The organism is Methylobacterium sp. W2 (genome assembly GCF_020662345.1).
In the GTDB taxonomy this organism is placed as follows: domain Bacteria; phylum Pseudomonadota; class Alphaproteobacteria; order Rhizobiales; family Beijerinckiaceae; genus Methylobacterium.
Genome location: NZ_VMOA01000033.1, coordinates 41360 through 64326 on the forward strand (window position 1 = coordinate 41360; position 22967 = coordinate 64326).

Genomic DNA, 22967 nt, shown 5'->3' on the forward strand with positions numbered 1-22967 from the left:
GGCTATCTTTCCGAGCGGGACCCCAGGGGCGAGCAGTTTCGAGACATCGCGCCAAGCGGGCGTTAGGCGGGCGTTAGCCTCGATCGTGGACAGTCACCGGTGGTGTAGCGTGTTGGGGGAATCCGTTTCGGATCCTCCGCACAATCCGGTGTGGCGTGACCTGCGATGGGAATGGGGGCCGAAATCGCGAGACGTCGGCGCCGGCTCATGGCGGGCTTCGTCGCGACCTCGATCCTCGGCGGGACGCTGGTTACGGCCAGCGAGGCCGAGGCGGCACGCCTCCTCACCGTGAAAGCCAACCAGATCGGGCGCTATGCCCGGATCGCCATGACCTTCGATTCGGCGGTGCCGGTGAAGGCCCGAATCTCCGGCCTCGTCCTGCTGGTGAATTTCGGCGAGCCCAGCACCTCCGCGCCCGAGAAGATCACAAGCGAGATCCCCGATTTCGTCACCATGGTCCGGCGGGACCCCGACGGGACCGGCCTGCGCCTTGCCCTGCAGAAGCCGTATCGCCTCAACGTCCAGACGGCGGGCGAACACGTCTTCGTGGACCTGCTGCCCGAAGACTGGTCCGGGCTCCCCCCTCCGCTGCCGCCTGAGATCGTGGCCGAACTCGTCCGCCGGGCCCAGATCGCGGAAGCCGCCATGCGCGCGGCGAGGCCCGTCGTCGAGCCGAAGCGCCTGCCCCTCGAACTGTCGCGCCTGCCGACCCTGACCCGCCTCAGCCTCCGACTGGCGCCGGACACGATCGCGCGGTTCGACGAGGCCGGATTGGCGACGCGGCTGACGATTCCCGGCGCCTGGCGCATCGACGACCTCGCGCCCCGTGGGCGGACGAAGCCCGCCATCGAGGCTTTGACCGTCGAGAACGACGGTGACGGTGCCCGCCTGCTGGTGACGCCCGCCGCCGGCTACGAGATCCGGACCGGACGCGACGAGGACGGCGTGACGCTGGACGTCGTCCGCAGGGCCGCGCCCTCGGATGCCAAGACTTCCGATGTCAAGGCCGCGGCGGCGGAGGCATCGTCCAAACCCGTGACGGCGCCGGTGAGCGCCGCGCCGCCAAGACCCGCCGGCACCCCCGCGCCCGCTGTCCCGCAGAAGACCATCGTCCTGCGCCCGGCCGGACCCGGCCTCGCCTTCCCGTTCCAACGCCAGCCGGCGGCGGCCCTGTTCGAGCGGGCCGGCATCGCCACCCTGGTCTTCGAGACGCCCGAGACCATCACCGTCCCGCCTGGAGATCCGGTCTTCGAGCTCGCCAGCCAGCCCCGGCGCCAGGGTGCCTTCGTCGCCGTGAGCTTCAAGGTTCCCCGCGAGCGGCTGCTCGATCTCGTCCCCATCGGCGATGCGGATGCGCCCACCGGCTGGGAGCTCGTCGCCGGAGAGAACCTGTCGGCCAGCGAAACGCTGTCCGCGATCCGCAACCCGGAGGCCAGCGGCCGCATCGGCATCGGCATCCGCCTGCCCAACCCCGGCGGGGCGACCTGGATCGAGCGGGGCGGCGAGCGGATCGGCGTGGTGACCGGCTACGGCCCGAAGCCCGCCGGCATCCCCAAGCGGCAAGCCTTCGTGGATTTCGAATTGTTGCCCAGCCGCCAGGGCGTGGCCGTCCTCGCCAAGGCCGACGATCTCCTGGTGCGGCCGGACATGGACGGCGTCGTGATCGGCCGCGAAGGCGGCATGGCCGTCTCCGGGGTGGCGCGCCCGGCCGAACCGGCCCTCACCGCCGTGAGCGATCTCGCCATCGAACGCCAGCCCTGGGACGCGGCGCGGAGCGGCAATATCGGCGAGAATCTGCGCGAGCACTTGAACGCGGTGGTCGATGCGGCGCGGCCGGCGCGCGGGCCGCTGAGGCTGGCCCTGGCGCGGAGCATGCTCGCCAACGGCCTCGGCCTGGAAGCCCTCGGCGTCCTCAAGGTGGCGGCCAGCGAAGATCCGGTGATGGCCGGACAACGGGAACTCGCGATCCTCACCGCCGTGGCGAACACCCAGATGGCCCGCTACGCCGATGCGCGGAAGGCCCTCGACACCGAATACCTGCGGGCCGACCCGGAGGCGCGGCTATGGAAAGGTTATCTCGATGCCAAGGCGGGGCGCTGGCCCATCGCCGATACGGCGTTCCGGGACACGGCCGGGATCATCGAGCGCTATCCCGACGACCTGCAGAGCCTGCTTCGCTCGGTTGCGGCGGAGGCCGCCATCGAGACCGGCGACTGGGCCACGGCAAGCCAGCAGATCACCACCGCGCTGGCGCGCGCGGCGGACCGCTCGGTCACCGACCGCCTGGCCTTTCTGCGCGCCCGGATCGACGAGGTGACGGGCCAGACGAGCGCGGCGCTCGATACCTATCGGCGATTGTCCGACACGGCCGACCGGCCGACCGCCGCCGTGGCGACCCTGCGCGGCACCATCCTCGCCCATGCCCTCGGCAAGATGCCGGTGGCCGAGGCCATCGAACGGCTGGAAACGCTCCTCCTCACCTGGCATGGCGACGAGATCGAGCAGAGGACGATCGCCGGGCTCTCCAAGCTGAACATGGAAGCCGGGCGCTGGCGCCAGGCTTTCGCCGCCTCGCGCAAGGCGGATGCGCTGGCGCCCGGATCGGCGATCAGCCGCGAGCTCCATGACAGCGCCCAGGACCTGTTCGACGACCTGTTCCTCACCGAGAAGGGGGCGCGGATGTCCGGCGTGGAGGCGCTGGCGCTGTATTTCGACTTCAAGGATTTCGCGCCGATCGGCCGCCGTGGCGACGAGATCGTGCGCCGCCTCGCCGACAAGCTGGTGGAACTCGACCTGCTCGATTCGGCGGGTGAACTGCTCCAGCATCAGATCGATCACCGGCTGTCCGGTCCGGCCCGCTCCAGCGTCGCCGCGCGACTGGCGACCATCCGGATGATGGACGAGAAGCCGCTCCAGGCGCTCCAGGTCATCGACGCCACCTACCTGCCCGAACTGCCGGACGATCTGCGCCGCGCCCGCGCCCTCATCCGGGCACGCGCCCTGTCCGACCTGTCGCGCACCGATCTCGCCCTGGAGACCATCGAGGCGGAGACCGGCGCCGACGCGGAACGGCTGCGCGCGGACATTCTCTGGAGCGGCCGCCGCTGGCGCGAGGCGGGGGAGGCGCACGAGGCCATGGTCGGCGAGGCCTGGCGCCTGCGCAGACCCCTCGACGACGCCATGCGCTCCGACATCCTCCGCTCGGCCATCGCCTACGGCCTGTCGAATGAATCCCTCGGGCTGGAGCGCCTGAGGGCGAAGTTCGCCGAACCCATGGCCGAGAGCGTCGACGCCCGCACCTTCGCCCTGCTCACCCAGCCGAACGCGGTGCGCAGCCTGGCCTTCCGCGAGATCGCGCAGCGGGCCACCAAGGCGGAGACGCTCCAGGCCTTTCTCAAAGAATATCGCAAGCGCTACCCGGAGATGTCGGTGCCGCAACCGGCGAATGCCGGTGGCGTGCAGGCCGAGGCCCAGGCTGCCGAAGCTCAGGCCGGCGAGCCCCCGCCCTCACCCAAGGGCTGAGACCCGCCTTCCCACCCCGGGATGAGGCGTCAGCGCCGGAACGCGACGGGGCCGTTCATGCCCGGCCAGTCGGAATAGCCGTTGGCGCCCCCGCCATACCAATAGGCTTTCGGAGCCTCGGCGAGCGGTGCGCCAGTGCGGAGCCGCTCGACGAGATCGGGATTGGCGATATAGGGCCGGCCGAAGCTGAAGAGGTCCGCCCTCCCCTCGGCGAGGTCCTTCTCTGCGAGGTCGAGCGTGTACTGGTTGTTGCCGATATAGGCGCCCTTGAACCGCTCGCGGATCTGTCCGAAATCGACCTCGTCCGGCACGTCGCGGGTCTGCTGGGTCACGCCCTCGATCGTGTGAACGTAGAGCAGGTCGAACCCGTTCAGGGCGTCGATATAGGCGCCGAAGGTCGCCTTCGGATCGCTGTCCAGCGGCGTCTTGCCCGGCTCCGTGGTGGCGGGCGACAGGCGGATGCCGACGCGCTTGCCGCCCCAGACCTCCGTCACCGCTTTCACCACAGCGAGGGGAAAGCGCAGGCGGTTCTCGATCGAGCCGCCATACTGGTCGGTCCGCTTGTTCGTGGAATCGCGCACGAACTGTTCGAGCAGGTAATTGTTGGCGGAGTGGATCTCGACACCGTCGAACCCGGCGCGCTTCGCATTCTCGGCCGCCCTGCGATAATCCTCGACGATGCCCGGGATCTCGTCCGTCTCCAGGGCACGGGGCGTCTCGTGCGGCTTCATGCCGGATTTGGTGAAGGCCATGCCCTCGGGCTTCAGGGCCGACGGGGCCACCGGCGACTGGCCGTTCGGTTGCACGTCGGGATGCGAGATGCGACCCGTATGCCAGAGCTGCAGGAAGATGCGCCCGTCATTGGCGTGAACCGCCGCGGTGACGGGCTTCCAGCCTTCCACCTGCGCATCGGTCCAGATGCCCGGCGTCAGCGCGTAGCCCACCGCCTGGGGCGAGATGTTCGTCGCTTCCGAGATGATGAGGCCGGCATTGGCGCGCTGGGCATAGTAATCGACCGCGAAATCCGGGGGGATGCCCTCGTCGAACGACCGGCTCCGGGTCAACGGGGCCATGACGACGCGGTTCTTGAGGGTGAGGTCGCCGAGGGTGAAGGGTTCGAGGATCGGGCTCATGAGGTGCGTGCTGTCCTTAACGGGGATGAGACAGGCCCCCCGACCGGGAGGCTTCGCGTTCACCCGTTCACGCAACCGAGCCGTCCCGATGCCATGAGGGAGACGGGATGGGGCCAGTGCGGGTGAAGCGCTATGGGCGGGCAATCCCGCCGCCCGATCCCTTGTTCCCGCACCCCTCCCCCGATTGCGCCGGGTGCGCATCCCCTCGCCCCGCTTGCGGGGAGAGGGACGCGACGACCCCGTCGTCGGCGCGTCGAGGCGGTAGCCGACGGTGAGGGGGCGATTTCGGATGAGACACCTTCGGAATCGCCCCCTCACCGTCGGTGGGCTTGGCCTCCGCTCATCGCGGACACGACAAGGTGTCCGCGATCCTCGCCCCGCCTGCGGGGAGAGGGGGGCTCTCTCCGCCGTTCATGGAAGAGATGACCTGCCTCAATACCCCCTGGCGGCGATGGAATCCGACCAGTTCACCGCGCGGCGCGCCATGCTGATATGCTGGCGCTCGTACATGCGGCCCTCGACCTTGATGGCCCCGCGCTTGGCGTTCTCCGGCTTGTCGAAGGCCTCGATCACCAGGGTGGCGCGGCGCACCTCTTCCTCCGTCGGGGCGAAGGAGGTGTTGGCCGGTTCGAGCTGGTTGGGATGAATCAGCGTCTTGCCGTCGAAGCCGAGGTCGCGCGCCTGGCGGCATTCGGTGCGGCAGCCTTCGATGTCGCCGATATCGTTCCACACGCCGTCTAGGATGGTGAGGCCTTCCGCACGCGCGGCGGCCAGGGTGAACATCATCCACGGCAGCATCGGCACCCGGCCGGGCACGAGCTGCGCCCAGGTGTCCTTGGCGAGATCGTTGGTCCCGAGGACGAAGCAGGTGAGCCGGGTGCGCCGGTCGCGCCGCGCCTTGGCGATGTCCTGGATGTTGAGGATCGCTGCCGGGGTCTCGATCATCGCCCAGACGTCGATGCTCTCGGGGGCGTCGAGGGCTTCGAGATGGTTGGCGATGCTCTCCAACACTGCGGGCGAGGACACTTTCGGCATCAGGATGGCGTCGGGCCGGGCCTCGATCGCTGCCTTCAGGTCGGCTTCGCCCCAGGGGGTCTGCGGAGCGTTGACGCGGATCACGAGCTCGCGGTCGCCGTATCCGCCGCCCTTCACGGCCGCGCAGACCTGCTCCCGGGCCAGCACCTTCTCGTCCGGTCCCACCGCGTCTTCGAGGTCCAGGATCAGGGCATCGGCCTGCAGGGTCTTCGCCTTGTCGAGGGCTCTCTGGTTCGAGCCGGGCATGTAGAGGACGCTGCGGCGCAGGCGAAGATCGGACATGAACGCATTCCAGTGGCGATGCGGAGGAGCTTAATGCAACACGACGGCCGGGACAGCCCTGCGGATCTAAAATGCGTGTCGATGATCCGCGTTTGACCGGCGCGGGCGTGGCCTTTGCAGCGAAATGCCGATCATACCGCATCGCCGCGAGGGCCTCGCGGATATCCACCGGGTTCGACGCAACCGGGCCCAGCCCATAAACGGAGTGGATTGATGCCGCCCTCGACGGAAACCCGTCCGTACACGGCGACGCCGGAGGGCGTCCGGCTCGCCGTGCGCCTGACGCCGCGCGCGAGCCGGACCGGGCTCGACGGCCTCGTGGAGGGCGCCGACGGACGCGTCTGGCTCCAGATGCGGGTCGCCGCACCACCGGTGGAGGGGGCGGCCAACACGGCGCTGATCGCCGCCCTCGCGGACACCCTGCACCTGCGCCGGTCCGACATCCGCATCGTTAGCGGCGATACGGCGCGACAGAAGATCCTGGCGCTCGGCGGCGACCCTTCGCTGCTGGCCGCGCGCCTCGACGCCTGGATCGCCGGGGCGGCCACACGGCGGTGAGGTCAGAACAGGCGGCTTCCGTCCGGCACGGCATGGTCGGGGCGGAACAGGACGACGGCGCCGCCCGCATCGGCGAAACCCAGGGTCAGGACTTCCGAGAGGAACTTGCCGATCTGGCGCGGGGGGAAGTTCACCACCGCGGCAACCTGCCGGCCGACCAGATCCTCCGGCCGGTAATGCTCGGTGATCTGGGCGCTGGAACGCTTGGTGCCGATGGACGGCCCGAAATCGATGGCGAGCTTGAGCGCCGGCTTGCGCGCCTGCGGGAAGGGCTCGGCGGAGACCACCGTGCCGATCCGGATGTCCACGGCCAGGAACTGGTCGAAGCTGATCGGGGCCGCCGCCGGGGCCGCCGCATCGTGGTTCACATGCATGGCCCGCCTCCCCGGTTCACGCCGTCCGCAGGGTCCGCCTTTTGTCGGCCGACGACCATTGCATGAGAGCGACCATGACCAGGATCGTGCCGAGATAGACGATGACCTGCAGCCCCGTCGGGCGGTCGGTATAGCCGACGAGGGCGTGGAGCACGCGCCCGACCAGGCTGCCCTCGGACAGGATGTTGGCGGTGTTCCAGAGCGGCCGGTCGAGCACCGTGATGAGGCCGGCATTGGTGAGGAACTGCGCCGCCTGCGCGGCGAGGCCGGCGGCGAGGAAGATGATGAGCGCGCTGGTGACCGAGAAGACGTAGCGGGTCGGGATCGCGGACAAGCCGAAATAGCTCACCGCCGACATCAGGATGCCCGCGCCGACCCCGGCCAGCGCCCCGATCTGCAGGTCGGGTCCGGACGTGCCCGAGGCCACGAGGCCGTAGAGGAAGAGGACGAGCTCCGCGCCCTCGCGCAGGATCGCCGCGCCGACGACGAAGGCCAGGGCGGCGGATGTGGTCTCGCCCCTGCGCACGGATTCTCCGGCGGCCTTCAACTCGCCCGCGAGCTCGCGCCCGTGGCGGCTCATCCAGGTGTTGTGCCAGATCAGCATGAGGACGGCGGTGGCGAGGACGGCCGCGTTGAGGATGTCCTGTCCCGCGCCCTCGAACGCGTCGGAGATCGCTTCGGCGAAGAGCGCCACGAGGCAGGCGCCGGCAAGCCCGCCGAGCACGCCGAGGCCGATCCAGCGGCCGCGCCCGGCGATGCCCCGCGTGGCCGCCAGCACGATGCCGATGATGAGGCCGGCCTCAATGACCTCGCGGAAGGCGATGACGAATGCTCCGATCATGCGGAGATTTCCTTCGATGTCGCGGGCGGGCTGTGGGGGCGCCCTACCAGATCCAGAACAGAAGCACCCAGCCGGAGACCGACAGGGAAGCCGCGGCGGCGATGCAGGCGGTGGCACCCGCCCGGCGCCATCCGCCGACGGTGAGCCCCGCCACCTGCCAGGCGAGCCACGCGCTCCACAGGCTCGCGCCGATGAGCAGCCCGGCACGCATCTCGGCGACGTAGGGCGGGGCGAGCCCCTCCCCGCGCAGGAAGGTGACGGTGAGGGCCGAGAGGCCGAGGAACACGCCGCATCCCGCGATGGGGATCAGCGTCTGCGTCAGGTGGTGGAAGCGCGCCGACGACCAGGGGCCGAGGCAACGGGTGGCGAGGGCCACGAGGGCGGACAGGCCGACCCCGAGGATGACCGTCGCGGCCCCGATATAAGCCAGCAGCAGGCCGCCATCGAGGAGCGTCATGACGTCGTTGTGCTCGGGGTAGTTGGTGAGCACGAACCACGGCAGCGTGGTCTCCAGCGGCCAGACCATGCCGTGTTCGATGAACCAGGTGGCGAGCCATTGCTTGGCGTCGATGAACCAGGGGCTCGACGACCATTGGAAGGCGCCGGCCGCCAGACCCATCATCCCGAACAGGATCAGGACCGTCTGTTCGAGGCTCGGCTCGGAGCCGGCCACATGGACGATCTCGTAAGCGGGGGAGCGCCGGGCGAGGCGGACCGCGCCGCGATAGCCGCTGCAGCGCCCGCACATATGGCAGGAGCCGGCCCCGCGCATGGTCTTCACCGGCACCAGGGGCGCGCAGTTGAAGGCGGCGCCCTGCGGTTTGTCGGAGGCGGCCCAGGCGGGGCGGTCCACCTGGAAACTCACCGGGGCGAGCTTGGCCAGCACCGCGAAGACGCCGTTCACAGGGCAGAGATAGCGGCACCAGACGCGCTTGTTGCGGCCATAGACGAGGCCCACCGCGATCGCCGCCACGGTGGAGCCGCCGAGCACGGCGAGAACCGGCTTCGGGTAGCCATAGACGCTGACCATCTGGCCGTAGACGGTGGTTCCGGCGAAGGCGATGAAGGGCCAGCCGCCCCAGGTGATCCAGCGCGGCACCGCGCGGCCGAGGCTCCAGCGGCTGGCAAATTCCGTGAGCGTGCCCTCGGGGCACAGAACCCCGCACCAGGCCCGGCCGACGAGGACCATGCTCACGAGGACGAACGGCCACCAGATGCCCCAGAACGCGAATTGCGCGAGGACGGTCAGGTTGTTCCAGAGATGGGCGGTCCGGTCCGGCAGCGGCAGGACGGCGGGCACGGCCACGAGGACGAGATAGATCGCCACGACAGCCCATTGCACGCTGCGGATGATGCCGCCGTGGCGCTGCAGCCAATGGCCGAGTTCCGCGAGGCGCTGGTCGATCCAGGCTTCACGCAGGTCCGTCGAGACGTTCGCCGCCATCGGGCTACTTCGCCACCAGCTTGGCTTTGGCTTCCGGATGGAAGTCGTCGAACACGTCGTAGGTGCCGGGGTCGAGGGTGCGGAAGACGATTGCCGAGGTGGAGCCGGCGGCCAGGGCCTTCTCGCGCTTCAACTCCATGCTCTCGAACTCCACCGGCGAGGTGCCGGTATTGGTGATCTCCAGCTTGAAGCGGGTATTGGCCGGCACCTCGATAATCTCGGGGATGATCACGCCGTCCTTCATCTCGACCTTGATCACCGGCATGTCGTTGGCCCATGCGGCGCCGATGCCCGCTGCCAGGAAGGCACAGGCGAAAGCGAGGACGAAGCTGCGGACGTGCTGGATCACGATGCTCAATACGCGCCCTTCTTGCCGGTGCCGGCGAAGGTGAAGTCCTGGATCAGGTCGAACGGCTTGAACCATTCGGCGACACCCGTCTCCTTGTCCACGTGGCGGCCGAAATGCTGGTTCTTGCCGGGAGGCGCCACCGTGAGCTTGAGCCGGTAGCGGCCGGGGCCGCTCAGCTTGACGTTGTCGCCGTAATGCGGGCCGTCATTGGCGACCATCGGCATCAGCGAGCCGCTCACTTTCGGGCCCGTGGCGGCCTCGCCCTCCAGCTTCGTCAGCTCGAAGCTCACGTCGAGGGAGGGAAGCCAATCGCCCTCGGCGAAGCCGTTGCGGTTGTCCTTGGCCGCGCGGATATCGGCTTCGAGGTGGATGTCGGATTGCGCGGCGGCGCGCATCATGTCCGGCGGGTCCATCTCGATCGGCTGAAGATAGACCGCCGTCACTTCCAGGCCGTCCTTCAGCATGGGAGGGCCGATCGGCGTCTCCTTGGCCGAGGCGAAGCCGGTGCCCAGGGCCGCGAAGGCCAGCAGGGAGGCGGACATCAGTGCGGAGTGAGTGGTTTTGCGCATCGTCTCTAGCGCGTAAACCAGCGCTCCGCCGATGCAAAGGCGCTTCTTTGCCGAATCGATATATCAGAACAATTCCAAGGTGTTGCGGCCGCTCCTGAAACGACGGTCGATGGGTCCTCCGACGGCCTCTATGCCGCACCGGCTGGCCGAACGGCGAACGGCCCGCCGGTCACGCTGGCCGGACAAACCGTCCGTTAACGGTGACGCGACCAATGTCGTGTCCCCGTAGTTCTGCTGGTAGGCAAGGTCGGCCGGAGACATCAGTGCCCAAGGCGACCGCCCTCGTGGCCCTCGTTCAGCAACTCGACCGCACCATGGCGGGAGCTTCGACGGAGCGCCGCGAGTCGATCCTGCAGAATCTCACGTCACTGTTTTCCGAATACGCACCGCGCCTCGGCTCCGACCACGTCCACGCCTTCGACATGGTGATGTTGCATCTGGCGCGGTCGATGGAGGAGGTCGCCAGGAGCGACCTGTCGCGTCGCCTCGCCCCGATCGCGAACGCGCCGCCGCGCCTGATTCGCGACCTCGCCTTCGATCCCGCCGCCTCCGTGTCGGTCCCGACCCTCGAAGCGGCGATGCTGCTCACAGTGGAGGACCTGAGCGCCATCGCGCGGGTTTGCGGTCAGCCCCAGCTTCTGGCCCTGACGCGGCGGAAGACCCTCGTTGAACTCCTCACCGACATCATCGTCGAGCGGGGCGACGCTGTGGTCTCGCGCGCGGTGGCGGGCAATCCCGGCGCGCGATTCTCCCTCGACGGCTACCGGCAGCTCTTAGGCCGCAGCCTGTCCGATCCGGAGCTCGCCGCGCGGCTTCGCGGCCGCGACGACGCCCCGGACATCCTGGCGCAGGAAGACGCATTATGGGACGACATCGCCCCACCCTCACCGGACGATCCGGTCCGCGCGATCTTCGCGGCCGAGGTGTTCGTCGGCGCCCAGTTCCGCCAGGGCGAGATCACCGAAACCGTCATCGTCGGCTGGCTCAATTCGGGCCGCGAGACGGAAGCGCTCGTGGCGCTCGCCCGCCTCGCGGGCGTTCCCAGCGCCATGGCCATCGAGGCCTATCATGCATCCTCCTACGAGCCGCTGCTCTACCTCGTCCGCTCGGTACGGTTCGGTTGGAAGATCCTGAAGCTGTTCATGGCCTCGACATCCGAGCGGGAGCCGCCGCCCGAAGTGATGCGCGGGATGATGGAGGCGTTCCAGGCCCTCTCCGTCACCACGGCGCAGCGCGTCGTCCGGATGAACGCGGCCCGACGGCAGATCGACGCCGACCCGGCCTGACCGGCCGGCATGCCGTGTCCTGCGGTTCGTTCAGCGGGAGACGGGATCGCCCGCGATGGCCTTGGCTTCCGGCAGCAGGGGCGATGCGGGAGCGGGGGACGGCAGGCGGCTTCGCAGGGCCGCGGCCGCGCGGAGCACGACGAGGACGAGGGACGCCACGCGGATATGGCGGGGCAGCTGCTTCGGCCCGAGGGGGCGATAGACCAGTCGGGGGCTGACACGCTCGATCTCGGCGACGGCGAGACCGACGAGGGGCTGCTGGGCGATTCGGCCCGCATCCGCCGCCGGGATGTCCAGTTTGCGGGACCAGGCCCGCGTGGTCGCCAGGCGCCCCGTGGCGTGGAGGCGGCGCAGGCGACGACGCCACAGGTACCGGTAGAGCGCCCGCGGCACCGCTTCCATGCGGGCGTCGCAGAGGCTGTCGGGGATCTCGCAGCGTGCCCGGATCGTATCGGCGACGCCGCCGGGCGCCCGGCCGACCAGACGCCCCGACACGGTGACGACCACGTCCTTGGCGTGACGGACCCGGAGCCCGTGCTGGAGCAGGGCCGCCACGAAGGCACCGTCCTCGCCGAGCGGGATCATCGGCATGCCGCCCACCAGCCGGTAGGCCGAGAGCCGTACGGAGAGCGTGGCGCCGATCGTCGTGCGGTGGCAGGGCCAGGGATCGTGCGGATCGTGGTCGAACCGTGCTTCCAGCTCCGTGAGGAGGTCGCTGTAGGCATCCTCGAGCTTGCCGCGCGCGCGCAGGGATTTGGGCAGAGCCGCCCATTCGGCCTCGTCGATCTGGATGCGCCCGGCGACGGCGTCGGCGCCGGCATCCAGGGCCGCGAGGTTGCGGGCCACCCAATCCGTGGGAACGCGGCTGTCGGCATCCGAGGTCAGGATCGTTCCGGCCGTGCCGTCGGGGCCGATCCATTCGGCGGCGGCATCCATGGCGGCGCGCCGCGCCCAGCCGGCATGGGCACCGTCGAAGGTCACGCAGCGGATGCGGACGGGAATCGACATCGCCTGGACGAGGTCCGCGACGATCCGGTCCGTGCCGTCGGTGCAGTTGTTGAGGAACAGGTACAGGCCGAGGCTGCCGGGGCGTACGCCCTCCTGCGCGTCGATGGCGCGAAGGCAGGCCTCGATCCGCTCGGCCTCGTTGCGGACCGGGATGGCGATCACGGTGTCCGGTGCCGCCGAGGGAAAGCGGGGCGACGTATCGATCCCGGGGGCGACGTCGGCGAGGGTCGAGTAGGGCACGGGGGACTCCGATGGGACGGCGCGGGCGGACCCGCTTCCGTTTCCCGGCAGGTGAGAGGGCCGGACCTTATCGATCGCAAGCTGAACGGCAGCCGTCCGGTGCGACGATCAGGCGGCCAACGGTTTCGCGAAGGTCCGCCGGGCGAGGCCGGGATAGGCCAGGGCCTGGCTGGCGCCACGTGCGGCGAGCAGCGTGAGGAAGGCGAGCCAGAGGCCCATATTGCCGAAGCCGCCCGCATGGGCGAGGCCGATGGCGACGGCATAGATGCCGGTGGCCGCGATCATCAGGTTGCGCATCGCCCGCGTCCAGGTCGAGCCGATATAGATCCCGTCATAGGCGAAGGGGACCGAGGCCACGAGGGGCGCGAGGGCGGCGGGGACGAGATAGGCGCGCGCCGTCTCGCGCACCTCCGGGCTGGTGGTCACGGTATCGATGAAGGCCGCGCCGAAGGCCAGGAACAGCGCCGCCACCGCCAGACCGAAGGCGACGCACCAGACGAGGCTGAGTCGCGCCGCACGGCGGAAGCCGACCTCGTCGCGTGCGCCCACCGCCTGCCCGCACAGGGTTTCGGCCGCCGTGGCGAACCCGTCGAGGAAGAAGCCGCCGATGAGGAAGAGATTCCACAGCACCGCATTGGCCGCCAGAACCACGTCGCCCGACCGGGCGCCGAGCGCCGAGAACAGGGCGATGGCGCCGACGAGGAGCAGGGTCCGGATCATCACGTCGGCATTGACGGAGAGCATCCGCGCCAGCGCCATCGGGTCGCGAATGACGCGGACCGGCACCGAGAACGGCCGCGAACCGAGCCGGGCCAGGACAACGAGCCCGAGGGCGGTCCCGGCGGCTTCGGCCAGGAGAGTGGCGATGCCGGCGCCCGCGACGCTGAGATCGGCCCACAGCACCAGGACGAGGGTGAGTGCGATGTTGACGAGGTTGATCGCTACCTGCAGCAGGAGGCCGAGATCGGTCCGCCCGCGCCCGAGCACCGAGCCGAGGATGGCGTAGTTCGCCAGGGTGAACGGCGCCGCGAAGATGCGGATGTGGAAATAGGTGGCGAGCCCCGCGATCACCGCCGGGCTGGCGCCGCTGAGCGCGAAGGCCCCGGCGGCGATCGGCACCTGGGCTGCCGTGATGAGGAGGCCGACGAGGAGGCCCGCCGCCAGGGAACGCGCGAGGATGCGGTCGATCTCCCCGGCATCGCGCGCGCCCACCGCCTGGGCGGTGAGGCCCGCCGTCGCCATGCGCAGCGAGCCGAAGGACCAGAAAACCGCATCGAAGATCACCGCGCCGAGCGCCATGGCGCCGAGGAGCGCGGGATCGCCGAGGCGCCCGATCACCGCCGCCCCGACGAAGCCGAGGAGCGGGGTGGTGACGTTGGCCAGCGTCATCGGCAGGGCCAGCGCCAGGATGCGGCGGCTGGTGGCCGGAGCCGGCGTCACCCCGATCGGCGAATCGGCGGTGGCGGTCAGTGACATCCGCACCCGCTGCCGCAGCTTCCCTCGCCTTTGGGCGGCTCGCCCTTGGTGGGGGCGGCGGCCGGGCGCCGGGCGGCATCGCGCACGAGGCCGCGCTCGTCGAGTTCGGACAGGTATGTCGCCCACCGGTTCCGGTATTCCCGGCCGAGGTCGTAGAGATAGCCCCAGCCGAACAGGCCGGTATCGTGCATGTCGTCGAAGGTCAGCTTCACCGCGTAATTGCCCACCGGCTCCACCGATAGGATCGCCACGTCGCGCTTGCCGCCGATGACCTTGCGCTCGGACGGCGAGTGGCCCTGCACCTCCGCCGAGGGGCTGGACACGCGCAGGTACTCGGCGGGCAGGGCGAACTTGCCGCCATCCTCGAAGGCGACGTTGAGCGTGCGCTTGTCGCCGGACAAGCGGATCTCGGTCGGCCAGCGCTCGGGCGGAGCGACCTGCCGGCCGGGGGAGTGGGGATCGGCGTGATGCTGGCTCATGCGAGAAATCTCATGCCCGAAACCGGATTGGATGCAATATATGTGTAGAGCGCGGCGGGCATGCGTCCTGGTATGCTTGCCCTATCCGCTGTCGCGCCTCATATGCCGGACATGCTAGGTTCATCGCGCGACCACGCTCCGGAAGTCTCCTCAGGCCCGAGTCCCGAGTCCCCCATGGGTGTTGCCTTAGCCGAACGCGTCGCATCGAAGGCGCCTGCGCCGTTGATAGACCCCTTCCAGCGCGCGATCACCTACCTTCGCATCTCGGTGACGGATCGCTGCGACCTGCGTTGCGTCTACTGCATGTCGGACGACATGCAGTTCCTGCCCAAGCGCGACCTGCTCACCCTCGAGGAGCTCGACCGGCTCTGCGGCGTGTTCATCGACCGGGGCGTGCGCAAACTCCGGATCACGGGCGGCGAGCCGCTGCTGCGCCGTGACATCATGCATCTCTTCCGGCGGCTGTCCCGCCATCTCGGCAGCGGCGCTCTCGAAGAGCTGACGATGACGACCAACGGGACACAGCTCGGCCGCTTCGCCCCTGAGCTCGCCGAACTCGGCGTCAAGCGCGTGAACGTGTCCCTCGATACCCTCGACCCCGACAAGTTCCGCGCCGTCACGAGGCGCGGCGACCTCAAGGTGGTGCTCGACGGGATCGAGGAGGCGCGCAAGGCCGGGATCAAGGTCAAGATCAACGCCGTGGCGCTGAAGGGCGTCAACGAGGACGAGATCGCCGACATGATCGCCTGGGCCCATGGCGACGGCATGGACATGACCCTCATCGAGGTCATGCCGCTCGGCGAGGTCGAGGGCGACCGCACCGACCAGTTCCTCCCCCTCTCCGTCGCCCGCGCCCGTCTCGAGCAGCGTTACACCATGGTGCCCCTGCCCGACCGGACGGGCGGACCGGCGCGTTACGTGCGCATCGCCGAGACCGGCGGGCGGCTCGGCTTCATCACGCCGCTGACCCATAATTTCTGCGAGAGCTGCAACCGGGTCCGCCTCACCTGCACCGGCAAGCTCTACATGTGCCTCGGCCAGGAGGATGCCGCCGATCTGCGCCATGCCCTGCGCGCCTCGCCGGACGATGCCCTCGTGACGCAGGCCGTCACCGACGCCATCGCGCGCAAGCCCAAGGGCCACGACTTCGTCATCGAGCGCGCCCGCCCGGCCGCCGTGCCACGCCATATGAGCGTCACCGGCGGCTAGAGCCCGCCCGCGCGTTTGACCCCTCCCTCCATCGAATCTAGACCCGCCGGCACACATAGTGACGGATGGAGACGGATGATGGCGAAGGTCGCGTTCCTGGGCCTCGGCGTGATGGGCGGCCCGATGGCGGGTCACCTCGCCAAAAAAGGTCACGCCGTCACCGTCTACAATCGGACGACAGCCAAGGCGGAAGCATGGGTCGAGGCCCATGGCGGCGCCTTCGCGGCGACGCCCCGCGAGGCGGCGGCGGGGCAGGAGATCGTCTTCGCCTGCGTCGGCAACGATGACGACCTGCGCGGCGTGACGCTGGGTGAGGACGGCGCCTTCGCCGGGATGGAGAAGGGCGCGGTCTTCGTCGATCACACCACGGCCTCCGCGGAAGTCGCGCGCGAACTGTCCCAGGCCGCCTCCGAACTCGGCCTCGGCTTCATCGACGCTCCCGTTTCCGGCGGACAGGCCGGCGCCGAGAACGCGGCACTCACCGTGATGTGCGGCGGGGACGAGGCCACCTACGCCAAGGTCGAGCCCGCGATCCTGAGTTTCGCCAAGGCCTCGCGCCTGATGGGACCGGTCGGCTCCGGCCAGCTCACCAAGATGGTCAACCAGATCTGCATCGCCGGCATCGTCCAGGGCCTGTCGGAGGCGATTCACTTCGCCAAGCGCGCCGAGCTCGACGTGGATGCGGTGCTCGACGTGATCTCGAAGGGGGCGGCCGGGTCCTGGCAGATGGAGAATCGCGGCCGGACCATGAATGCCGAGAAATTCGATTTCGGCTTCGCCGTCGACTGGATGCGCAAGGATCTCGGCATCCTCCTCCTCGAAGCCCGGCGCAACGGCGCCAAGCTCCCGGTCACCGCCCTCGTCGACCAGTTCTATGCCGACGTGCAGGCCATGGGCGGCAGCCGCTGGGACACGTCGAGCCTCATCGCCCGCCTGGAGAAATGAGGCCGGTCGCCATGGCGAGGGCCGCGTCGGGATCGGTCCAGGCCCAGTCCTCGCCCATCTGGTGGCGGAACCAGGTGAATTGTCGCTTGGCATAGCGCCGCGTATCGCCCTGGCCGCGCTGGATCGCCTCGGCGAGGGGAATCGTCCCGTCGAGATGGGCGATGAGACCCGGCACGCCGTGGGCGCGCATGATCGGCAGGAGAGGATCGAGGCGGCGTTCCCTCAGCGCCGCGACCTCGTCGAGGGCGCCCTCCTCCATCATCGCCAGGAAACGTCGGTCGATCCGGGCACGCAGGGTCTCGCGCTCGGGGGCGAGGAACAGCTTGACCAGGCGTTTGCCCGCCAGCGGCCCGGCGACGCGCTCACCGTGAAACGCCGAGATCGGCCGGCCGGTGGCGGCGAAGATTTCGAGCGCGCGCATGATCCGGGCGCGGTCGGTGGGGCGCAGGGTCGCCGCTCCGGCGGGGTCGACCTCCGCGAGGTCGGCATGGAGCCGTTCGGTGGCCCGGTCCTCGGCCCGCGCGCGAAGGGCGGTTCGGATTGCCTCGGGGACAGGAGGCAGGTCCGACAGCCCCTCCTCCAGGGCGCGAAAATACAGGCCGGTGCCGCCGACGAAGATCGGAAGCCGGCCGTGCAGGCTGTCGAGGAGGCTCGCGGCACCGCGGGCGAAATGCCCGGCCGAGTAGTTCACCGCGCCATCCACCTCACCGTAGAGCCGGTGAGGCGCCAGCGCCTCGTCCTCGACGCTCGGCCGCGCCGACAACCGTCGCAGATCGGCATAGACCTGCATGGAATCGGTGTTGACCACCACGCCGTCGTAACGGCGCGCGAGGTCCGTCGCGAGGCCGGACTTGCCCGAGGCGGTGGGCCCTGCGATGAGGATCGCCGCCGGGGGCGCCTGTCTGTGTGATCCGTCCGTGACCGGCGGCAAGGCGTGGACACTCCCCGATGACCCTCGTCGCGACCCTGATAGCAAACGAGAGCCGGCCCGCCATCACCGATGCGGTCCTGGCGGAAGCCCGTTCCGTGCTGCGGACTGACCATCAGCCGCGCATCCTCCATGGCGAGGTAGCGGCCGAGATCCTGTTCCCGGGCTCCGGGGAGGAGGTTTCGGCGATGGCGCGGCGGCTGCGGGCGGCTTTTGCCGCCGAACCGTTCGACGTCGCCGTGCAGGTGGCGGGCGCCCATCGCCGCAAGCGGCTGTTCCTGGCCGATATGGATTCGACCATGATCGAACAGGAATGCATCGACGAGCTCGCCGACACGATCGGCCTGAAGGACCGCGTGGCCGCCATCACCGAGCGGGCCATGCGCGGAGAGATCGCCTTCGAACCGGCCCTGCGGGAACGCGTCGCCCTGCTGCGCGACCTGCCGGTGGGCGTGGTGGACGACCTCATCCGGGATCGCATCACCCTGACGCCGGGGGGGCGTAGCCTCGTTCGGACGCTGAAGGCCAACGGCGCCCATACCTGCCTCGTGTCCGGCGGGTTCACCCTGTTCACGGGACCGATTGCGGCGACGATCGGCTTCGACGAGGCTCACGCTACCACCCTTGGGGTGAAGGACGGCCATCTTACCGGCGAGGTGCTGGAGCCCATCGTCGGCAAGGAGACGAAGCGCGCGACGCTCATCGCCCTGCGTTCGCGCTTCGGCCTCGACCGTGCGGACACGCTGGCGGTGGGCGACGGGGCGAACGACCTCGACATGCTCGGCGAGGCCGGCCTCGGCGTGGCGTTTCGGGCCAAGCCCAAAGTCGCCGCGGCGGCCGATGTCCGAATCGACCGCGGCGACCTGACCGCGCTTCTCTACCTGCAGGGGTACGGGGCGAACGAGTTCGTCGCCTAAGCAGGTTCGCGTTGGCTCGCCAACGCTTCCCCTCGCTCAGGTCTTTAAAGTGGTGCAGGTTTCAGAACGCAAAACCGGAAACCACTTTTGCTAAACCTGCTTGGGACCAGCCGGTCAGCGGATGATCCGTGCCAATGCGATGACGGCGCCGAGGATGATCAGGGTCTGGAAGCCGATCGTCCCGAACATCCACTTGATGATATCGGCCTTCGTCGCTTCGATCTTGGCTTCCAGCCGTGCCTCGGCTTCACGAAGGTCTGATCGCGTGGACAGCTTGAGTGCTTCGATATCCGCCCGCGTCGACAAGCGAAGTGCCTCGATATCGGCCTGGGTCGACAAGCGAAGCGCCTTGATATCCGCTTGTGACGACAGGCGAAGCGATTCGACATCCGCTCGTGTCGACAAGCCGAGCGCTTCGATGTCGATCTTCACCGATCCGACGTCGGACTTCGTGGCGATGTCGCCCTGAAACAGCTCCGTAAACGCGTCCGCGAGGCCTTCGGCCTGTTCAGACGACAGCTTCGCCTTCTCGCGAAGGGAGCGGGCGAATTTCAACGTGTCGAAGGCGACCGCCGTCATCGGTAGCTAGTCTCTCGTCATCGAGATCAGCCTACGCGCCGGCCGGCGAGTCGCACAAGCCGAATGGTCTGGTTCTACGGCATAGCAAGGCCCATCCCGCGTGCGGAATGGGCCAATGCCGTCGTCGGAGCGATCGCCTATTCCAGACCGATCGCCACGAAGCGTACGTCGCCCGACGCGGCCGCCACGAGGAGGAGAACGGATTTGCGGTTCTCCTTCTTCAGCTGGTCGACCCGCTTCGTCACGTCGGCGGGGGACGAGACGGATTCCTGACCGACCTCGACGATGACCTCGCCGGGCTTGATCAGCTTGTCGGCCGCGGTGGAGTTGGGATCGACCCGCGTGACGACCACGCCCTTCACGCTGTCCTTGATGCTGAAGCGGCGGCGCAGCTCGTCGGTGATCCCGGATAGGTTGAGCCCGAGGGCCTGACGGATGGCGGGCTCCGCCGCGTCCGGCTGCTTGGCATTGGCGAGCTGCGGCTTCTCGGGGTCGTCGAGGCGGCCGAGTGTGACGGATTTCGTCGTCTCGGTGCCCTTCCGGACGACGATGACCTCGACCACCTTGCCCACCGGCGTGGAGGCGACGATGCGCGGCAAGTCGCTGGAGGATTTCACCACCGTCCCGTTGAACTTGGTGATGACATCGCCGATCTCGAGACCCGAGGTCTTGGCCGGGCCCTTCTCGTCGACGCCCGCGATCAGCGCGCCCTTGGCGCCGCCTTTGAGGCCGAGGGCATCGGCAGTGGCGTCATCGACGTTCTGGATGCGCACGCCGAGCCAGCCGCGGCGGACCTCACCGAACTCGCGGAGCTGATCGATGACCTGCGACGCGGTGGCGGAGGGGACGGCAAAGCCGATGCCCACCGAGCCGCCCGTCGGCGACAGGATAGCCGTGTTGATGCCGATGACCTCGCCGTCCATGTTGAACAGCGGGCCGCCGGAATTGCCCTTGTTGATGGCCGCGTCGGTCTGGATGTAATTGTCGTAGGGGCCCGAATCGATGTTGCGTCCACGCGCGGACACGATGCCGGCCGAGACCGAGCCGCCGAGGCCGAACGGGTTGCCGATGGCGATGACCCAGTCGCCGGGGCGCATCTTTTCGGAATCGCCGAACGGCACCGCCTTCAGCGGCTTGTCGGCTTCGGGCTTCACCCGCAGGACGGCGAGATCGATCTTGGGATCCTTGCCGATGATCTCGGCCTTCAGCTTGGTGCCGTTGTGCAGGATCACCTGAATGTCGTTGGCGTCGCCGATGACATGGTTGTTGGTGACCACGATGCCCGACGCGTCGATGATGAACCCCGAGCCGAGGGAATTCGACTTGCGCGATTGAGGACGGGGGGAATCGCCGTCGCCGCGCTGGCCCCGCTTGTTGAAGAACTCCTCGAAGAGGTCCTCGAACGGCGTGCCCTGCGGCAGCTGCGGCATCGTCCGGCCGGGCGCCTTGGCTTCCACCGTGGTCGAGGCCGAGATGTTCACGACCGCGTCGGTGACCTTGTCGGCGAGGTCGGCCAGGGATTCGGGGCCCTTCGCGAGGGCCGGGCTGGCGAGACCGGTGACGGCCACCGCGGTGGCGAGCGACAGGGCGGCGAAGGCCGAGCGCGCGGAGTGGCGGAATGCCCGGGGACGTCGCGCCGTCGTGGCGCCCGCAACGGAAATCATGGTCGACCTCTTGTTGGAACGAGGCATTAGATCGTCCGCCGGGGCGGACGATCAAGGGCCGGTCGGGCGATGAGGCCAGGCTTCAGCGAGCCGTGCCGGTCGTCGCACCCGCTTCCGCCGCTCCGGTGGCCCGCGGGGCGGTTGCCGGAGCACGGCCCTGCGGATCGTTGAAGTAACGGAAGAAGTCCGAGTTCGGGTTGATGACGAGGCGCGTCTCCGGCCCCTTCAGGCTCGTCTCGTAGGCCTGCATTGACCGGTAGAAGGCGAAGAAATCCGCGTCCTTCCCGAAAGCCTCGACGAGGATGCGGTTCCGGTCGCCGTCGCCCTGGCCGCGCAGGGTCTCGGCGGTCTGGTTGGCCTCGGAGAGCACAACCGTCACATCACGGTCGGCCTTCGCCTTGATCGTCGCCGAGATCTGGTCGCCGTTGGCGCGGATGTCGGCGGCCTCGCGATTACGCTCGGTGATCATCCGCTTGTAGACGGCGGTGGAGTTCTGCGCCGGAAGGTCGACGCGGGTCATACGCAGGTCGACGATCTCGACGCCGAGTTCCTTGGCTTGCGTGTTCACGTCGCCCTGGATCACGTTCATCAGGTGCGAGCGCTCGGTCCGCACGATGGCGTCACGGGTCGAGCGGGCGAGCACGTTGCGCAAAGCCGAGTTGGTGAAGCTCGCCAGCAGCGTGTTGGCGCGCAGCACGTTGTTGGCCGACTGGTAGAAGCGCAGCGGATCGATGATGCGATAGCGCGCGAACGCATCGACTTCGAGGTTCTGCCTGTCGGCGGTCAGGAGCGTCTGAACCGGGAGGTCGAGATCGAGGACGCGCTTGTCGAACAGCACGACGTTCTCGATCAACGGGACCTTGAAGTAGAGGCCGGGCTTCTCGGTTCCGGTCTGGTTGAGGACCGTGCGGACACGGCCGAACTGGATCACCAGAGCCTGCTGCATCTGACCCACGGTGAAGACCGAGGCGTAGAGGGCGACGGCGATCACCGCCAGCAGGAAGACGCCACCCGTGCGAAGAGCGGAACCGTTCATCGGGCGGCTCCCGTATTGGCGTTGCGATTGCCGAATTCGGTCAGCGGAAGCACGGGGATGACGCCCGCGCCCGTTGCACCACCGGCGACACCGGTTCCGTTCTGGTCGATGATGACCTTGTTCACCGAGCCCAGGACCCGCTCCATCGTTTCGAGGAAGATGCGCTCGCGGCTGATCGCCGGTGCGAGCTTGTAGGATTCATAGACCTGCTGGAAGCGGGCCGCCTGACCGGTGGCATCCGCCGTCGCCTGCGTCTTGTAGGCTTCGGCCGCCTGGACGATCTGCGAGGCCTTACCGCGCGCCTGCGGAACCTCGCGGCTCGCATAGGTGCGGGCTTCGTTCTGCGCGCGCTCGGCATCCTGCTGAGCGGCGTTGACGTCGATGAAGGCCGGCCGCACGTCCGGCGGCGGGTTCACGGCAACGAGCTGGACCACCTCGATCCGCACGCCGGCACCGTACTCGTCCAGCGCCTTCTGGGTGATCTCCTTGACCTCCTGGGCCACGCTGGACTGCTCGTTGGTGAGGATCGCCTGGATGTTGCGGCGACCGATCACCTCGCGCATGGCGCTCTCGCCGATTGCCTTGATCGTGCCTTCGGGGTTCTCGAGGTTGAAGACGAAATCCGACGCCTTCAGCGGGTTAATGCGCCACTGCACCTCGAAATCGAGATCGACGATGTTCTCGTCGCCCGTGAGCATCAGGCTCTCCTCGGGCAAATCGCGGGACCGCGACTGCGAGCCAACGCCGGCGCGGTAGCCGATCTGGACGCTGTTCACTTGCCCGACATTCGGCTTCGTCACCGCGCCGATCGGATAGGGGAAGTTGTAATGCGGGCCCTGCCCGGTGGTGTTGGTGTAGCGGCCGAAGATCGTCTCGATGCCAACCTGCTGCGGCGCGACCGTGTAGATGCCGGTGGCGAGCCAGATGAACAGAACGATGCCGCCGGCAACGGCGACACCCTTGCCGCCGCCCATGGACCCGCCGGGAATGATCCCGCGCAGGCGGTCCTGGCCGCGACGGAGGATCTCCTCAAGGTCCGGAGGCGTCTTTCCGCCGCCGCCACCACCACCGCCGCTACCCCACGGGCCGCCCC

The 22967-nt window shown here is 68.8% G+C and carries 21 protein-coding genes; 6 read left to right on the forward strand and 15 right to left on the reverse strand.

Annotation, left to right across the window (positions count from 1 at the left end; all coding sequences use genetic code 11):
- Positions 1-207: 207 nt before the first annotated feature.
- Complete coding sequence (locus FPV16_RS17695; protein ID WP_227439691.1) at positions 208-3522, forward strand: hypothetical protein; 3315 nt, start codon at positions 208-210, stop codon at positions 3520-3522.
- Positions 3523-3551: 29 nt separating this feature from the next.
- On the opposite strand, the gene FPV16_RS17700 is transcribed toward FPV16_RS17695, so the two are convergent.
- Both FPV16_RS17700 and FPV16_RS17705 read right to left on the reverse strand, forming a co-directional pair.
- Positions 3552-4655 (reverse strand): alkene reductase, encoded by a 1104-nt coding sequence (locus FPV16_RS17700; protein ID WP_227439692.1) that lies wholly within the window; start codon positions 4653-4655, stop codon positions 3552-3554.
- A 432-nt stretch (positions 4656-5087) separates the two neighbouring features.
- The gene (locus FPV16_RS17705) at positions 5088-5972 is read right to left on the reverse strand and encodes an HpcH/HpaI aldolase/citrate lyase family protein (protein WP_227439693.1); all 885 of its coding nucleotides are present in this window, start codon (positions 5970-5972) and stop codon (positions 5088-5090) included.
- A 213-nt stretch (positions 5973-6185) separates the two neighbouring features.
- Between FPV16_RS17705 and FPV16_RS17710 the strand changes: the two genes are divergently transcribed.
- The gene (locus tag FPV16_RS17710; RefSeq protein WP_227439694.1) at positions 6186-6530 is read left to right on the forward strand and encodes a DUF167 domain-containing protein; all 345 of its coding nucleotides are present in this window, start codon (positions 6186-6188) and stop codon (positions 6528-6530) included.
- A gap of 2 nt (positions 6531-6532) precedes the next feature.
- Here FPV16_RS17710 and FPV16_RS17715 read toward each other — a convergent pair whose 3' ends face one another.
- Genes FPV16_RS17715 through FPV16_RS17735 form a run of 5 tightly spaced genes read right to left on the reverse strand, consistent with a single transcriptional unit; the run spans position 6533 to position 10107 of the window.
- Positions 6533-6904, reverse strand: coding sequence for a tRNA-binding protein (locus tag FPV16_RS17715; RefSeq protein ID WP_227439695.1), 372 nt, complete (start codon positions 6902-6904; stop codon positions 6533-6535).
- 16 nt (positions 6905-6920) lie between these two features.
- Complete coding sequence (locus tag FPV16_RS17720; protein WP_227439696.1) at positions 6921-7745, reverse strand: FTR1 family iron permease; 825 nt, start codon at positions 7743-7745, stop codon at positions 6921-6923.
- A gap of 43 nt (positions 7746-7788) precedes the next feature.
- Positions 7789-9189 carry a 4Fe-4S binding protein gene (locus FPV16_RS17725; RefSeq protein ID WP_227439697.1) on the reverse strand — a complete coding sequence of 467 codons (1401 nt, stop codon included), beginning with the start codon at positions 9187-9189 and terminating at the stop codon, positions 7789-7791.
- A gap of 4 nt (positions 9190-9193) precedes the next feature.
- Complete coding sequence (locus FPV16_RS17730) at positions 9194-9490, reverse strand: cupredoxin domain-containing protein (RefSeq protein ID WP_227439710.1); 297 nt, start codon at positions 9488-9490, stop codon at positions 9194-9196.
- Between the two features lie 53 nt (positions 9491-9543).
- Positions 9544-10107, reverse strand: a complete 564-nt coding sequence (locus FPV16_RS17735; RefSeq protein WP_227439698.1) for an iron transporter — start codon at positions 10105-10107, stop codon at positions 9544-9546.
- 263 nt (positions 10108-10370) lie between these two features.
- Between FPV16_RS17735 and FPV16_RS17740 the strand changes: the two genes are divergently transcribed.
- A complete protein-coding gene (locus tag FPV16_RS17740; RefSeq protein ID WP_227439699.1) occupies positions 10371-11393 on the forward strand; it encodes a DUF2336 domain-containing protein in 1023 nt (340 codons plus the stop codon).
- A gap of 30 nt (positions 11394-11423) precedes the next feature.
- Here the strand turns inward: FPV16_RS17740 and FPV16_RS17745 are convergent, their stop codons facing one another.
- The 3 genes from FPV16_RS17745 to FPV16_RS17755 form a co-directional block, all read right to left on the reverse strand.
- A complete protein-coding gene (locus tag FPV16_RS17745; RefSeq protein ID WP_227439711.1) occupies positions 11424-12605 on the reverse strand; it encodes a glycosyltransferase in 1182 nt (393 codons plus the stop codon).
- 144 nt (positions 12606-12749) lie between these two features.
- Entirely contained in the window at positions 12750-14117 is a 1368-nt protein-coding gene (locus FPV16_RS17750; RefSeq protein WP_227439700.1) for an MATE family efflux transporter, read from the reverse strand.
- Positions 14108-14596 (reverse strand): gamma-butyrobetaine hydroxylase-like domain-containing protein, encoded by a 489-nt coding sequence (locus FPV16_RS17755; RefSeq protein ID WP_227439701.1) that lies wholly within the window; start codon positions 14594-14596, stop codon positions 14108-14110. The genes FPV16_RS17750 and FPV16_RS17755 overlap by 10 nt, the downstream gene beginning before the upstream one ends.
- A 174-nt stretch (positions 14597-14770) precedes the next feature.
- On the opposite strand from FPV16_RS17755, the gene moaA reads away from it, so the two are divergent.
- Complete coding sequence (gene moaA, locus FPV16_RS17760) at positions 14771-15805, forward strand: GTP 3',8-cyclase MoaA (RefSeq protein WP_227439702.1); 1035 nt, start codon at positions 14771-14773, stop codon at positions 15803-15805.
- Between the two features lie 78 nt (positions 15806-15883).
- Positions 15884-16750, forward strand: a complete 867-nt coding sequence (locus tag FPV16_RS17765) for an NAD(P)-dependent oxidoreductase (RefSeq protein ID WP_227439712.1) — start codon at positions 15884-15886, stop codon at positions 16748-16750.
- Here FPV16_RS17765 and miaA read toward each other — a convergent pair.
- Positions 16728-17681 (reverse strand): tRNA (adenosine(37)-N6)-dimethylallyltransferase MiaA, encoded by a 954-nt coding sequence (gene miaA / locus FPV16_RS17770; RefSeq protein WP_227439703.1) that lies wholly within the window; start codon positions 17679-17681, stop codon positions 16728-16730. The two genes, FPV16_RS17765 and miaA, sit on opposite strands and share 23 nt — an antisense overlap.
- A 17-nt stretch (positions 17682-17698) precedes the next feature.
- Here miaA and serB point away from each other — a divergent pair, with 17 nt between their 5' ends.
- Entirely contained in the window at positions 17699-18595 is an 897-nt protein-coding gene (gene serB, locus FPV16_RS17775; RefSeq protein WP_227439704.1) for a phosphoserine phosphatase SerB, read from the forward strand.
- Between the two features lie 114 nt (positions 18596-18709).
- On the opposite strand, the gene FPV16_RS17780 is transcribed toward serB, so the two are convergent.
- The 4 genes from FPV16_RS17780 to hflK form a co-directional block, all read right to left on the reverse strand.
- Complete coding sequence (locus FPV16_RS17780) at positions 18710-19027, reverse strand: CCDC90 family protein (protein WP_227439705.1); 318 nt, start codon at positions 19025-19027, stop codon at positions 18710-18712.
- Positions 19028-19311: 284 nt separating this feature from the next.
- Positions 19312-20838, reverse strand: coding sequence for a Do family serine endopeptidase (locus FPV16_RS17785; RefSeq protein ID WP_227439706.1), 1527 nt, complete (start codon positions 20836-20838; stop codon positions 19312-19314).
- A gap of 82 nt (positions 20839-20920) precedes the next feature.
- Positions 20921-21874 (reverse strand): protease modulator HflC, encoded by a 954-nt coding sequence (hflC, locus tag FPV16_RS17790; protein ID WP_227439707.1) that lies wholly within the window; start codon positions 21872-21874, stop codon positions 20921-20923.
- Positions 21871-22967, reverse strand: a 1097-nt coding sequence (hflK, locus tag FPV16_RS17795; RefSeq protein WP_227439708.1) for an FtsH protease activity modulator HflK, incomplete at its 5' end; no start/stop codon positions are given. The genes hflC and hflK, both read right to left, overlap by 4 nt.

Bases quoted from the DNA above. Each gene is read 5' to 3' on its own strand.
- FPV16_RS17695 (WP_227439691.1), top strand. From the start codon at position 208: ATGGCGGGCTTCGTCGCGACCTCGATCCTCGGCGGGACGCTGGTTACG.
- FPV16_RS17700 (WP_227439692.1), bottom strand. From the start codon at position 4,655: ATGAGCCCGATCCTCGAACCCTTCACCCTCGGCGACCTCACCCTCAAG.
- FPV16_RS17705 (WP_227439693.1), bottom strand. From the start codon at position 5,972: ATGTCCGATCTTCGCCTGCGCCGCAGCGTCCTCTACATGCCCGGCTCG.
- FPV16_RS17710 (WP_227439694.1), top strand. From the start codon at position 6,186: ATGCCGCCCTCGACGGAAACCCGTCCGTACACGGCGACGCCGGAGGGC.
- FPV16_RS17715 (WP_227439695.1), bottom strand. From the start codon at position 6,904: ATGCATGTGAACCACGATGCGGCGGCCCCGGCGGCGGCCCCGATCAGC.
- FPV16_RS17720 (WP_227439696.1), bottom strand. From the start codon at position 7,745: ATGATCGGAGCATTCGTCATCGCCTTCCGCGAGGTCATTGAGGCCGGC.
- FPV16_RS17725 (WP_227439697.1), bottom strand. From the start codon at position 9,189: ATGGCGGCGAACGTCTCGACGGACCTGCGTGAAGCCTGGATCGACCAG.
- FPV16_RS17735 (WP_227439698.1), bottom strand. From the start codon at position 10,107: ATGCGCAAAACCACTCACTCCGCACTGATGTCCGCCTCCCTGCTGGCC.
- FPV16_RS17750 (WP_227439700.1), bottom strand. From the start codon at position 14,117: ATGTCACTGACCGCCACCGCCGATTCGCCGATCGGGGTGACGCCGGCT.
- FPV16_RS17755 (WP_227439701.1), bottom strand. From the start codon at position 14,596: ATGAGCCAGCATCACGCCGATCCCCACTCCCCCGGCCGGCAGGTCGCT.
- moaA (WP_227439702.1), top strand. From the start codon at position 14,771: ATGGGTGTTGCCTTAGCCGAACGCGTCGCATCGAAGGCGCCTGCGCCG.
- FPV16_RS17765 (WP_227439712.1), top strand. From the start codon at position 15,884: ATGGCGAAGGTCGCGTTCCTGGGCCTCGGCGTGATGGGCGGCCCGATG.
- serB (WP_227439704.1), top strand. From the start codon at position 17,699: ATGACCCTCGTCGCGACCCTGATAGCAAACGAGAGCCGGCCCGCCATC.
- FPV16_RS17785 (WP_227439706.1), bottom strand. From the start codon at position 20,838: ATGATTTCCGTTGCGGGCGCCACGACGGCGCGACGTCCCCGGGCATTC.
- hflC (WP_227439707.1), bottom strand. From the start codon at position 21,874: ATGAACGGTTCCGCTCTTCGCACGGGTGGCGTCTTCCTGCTGGCGGTG.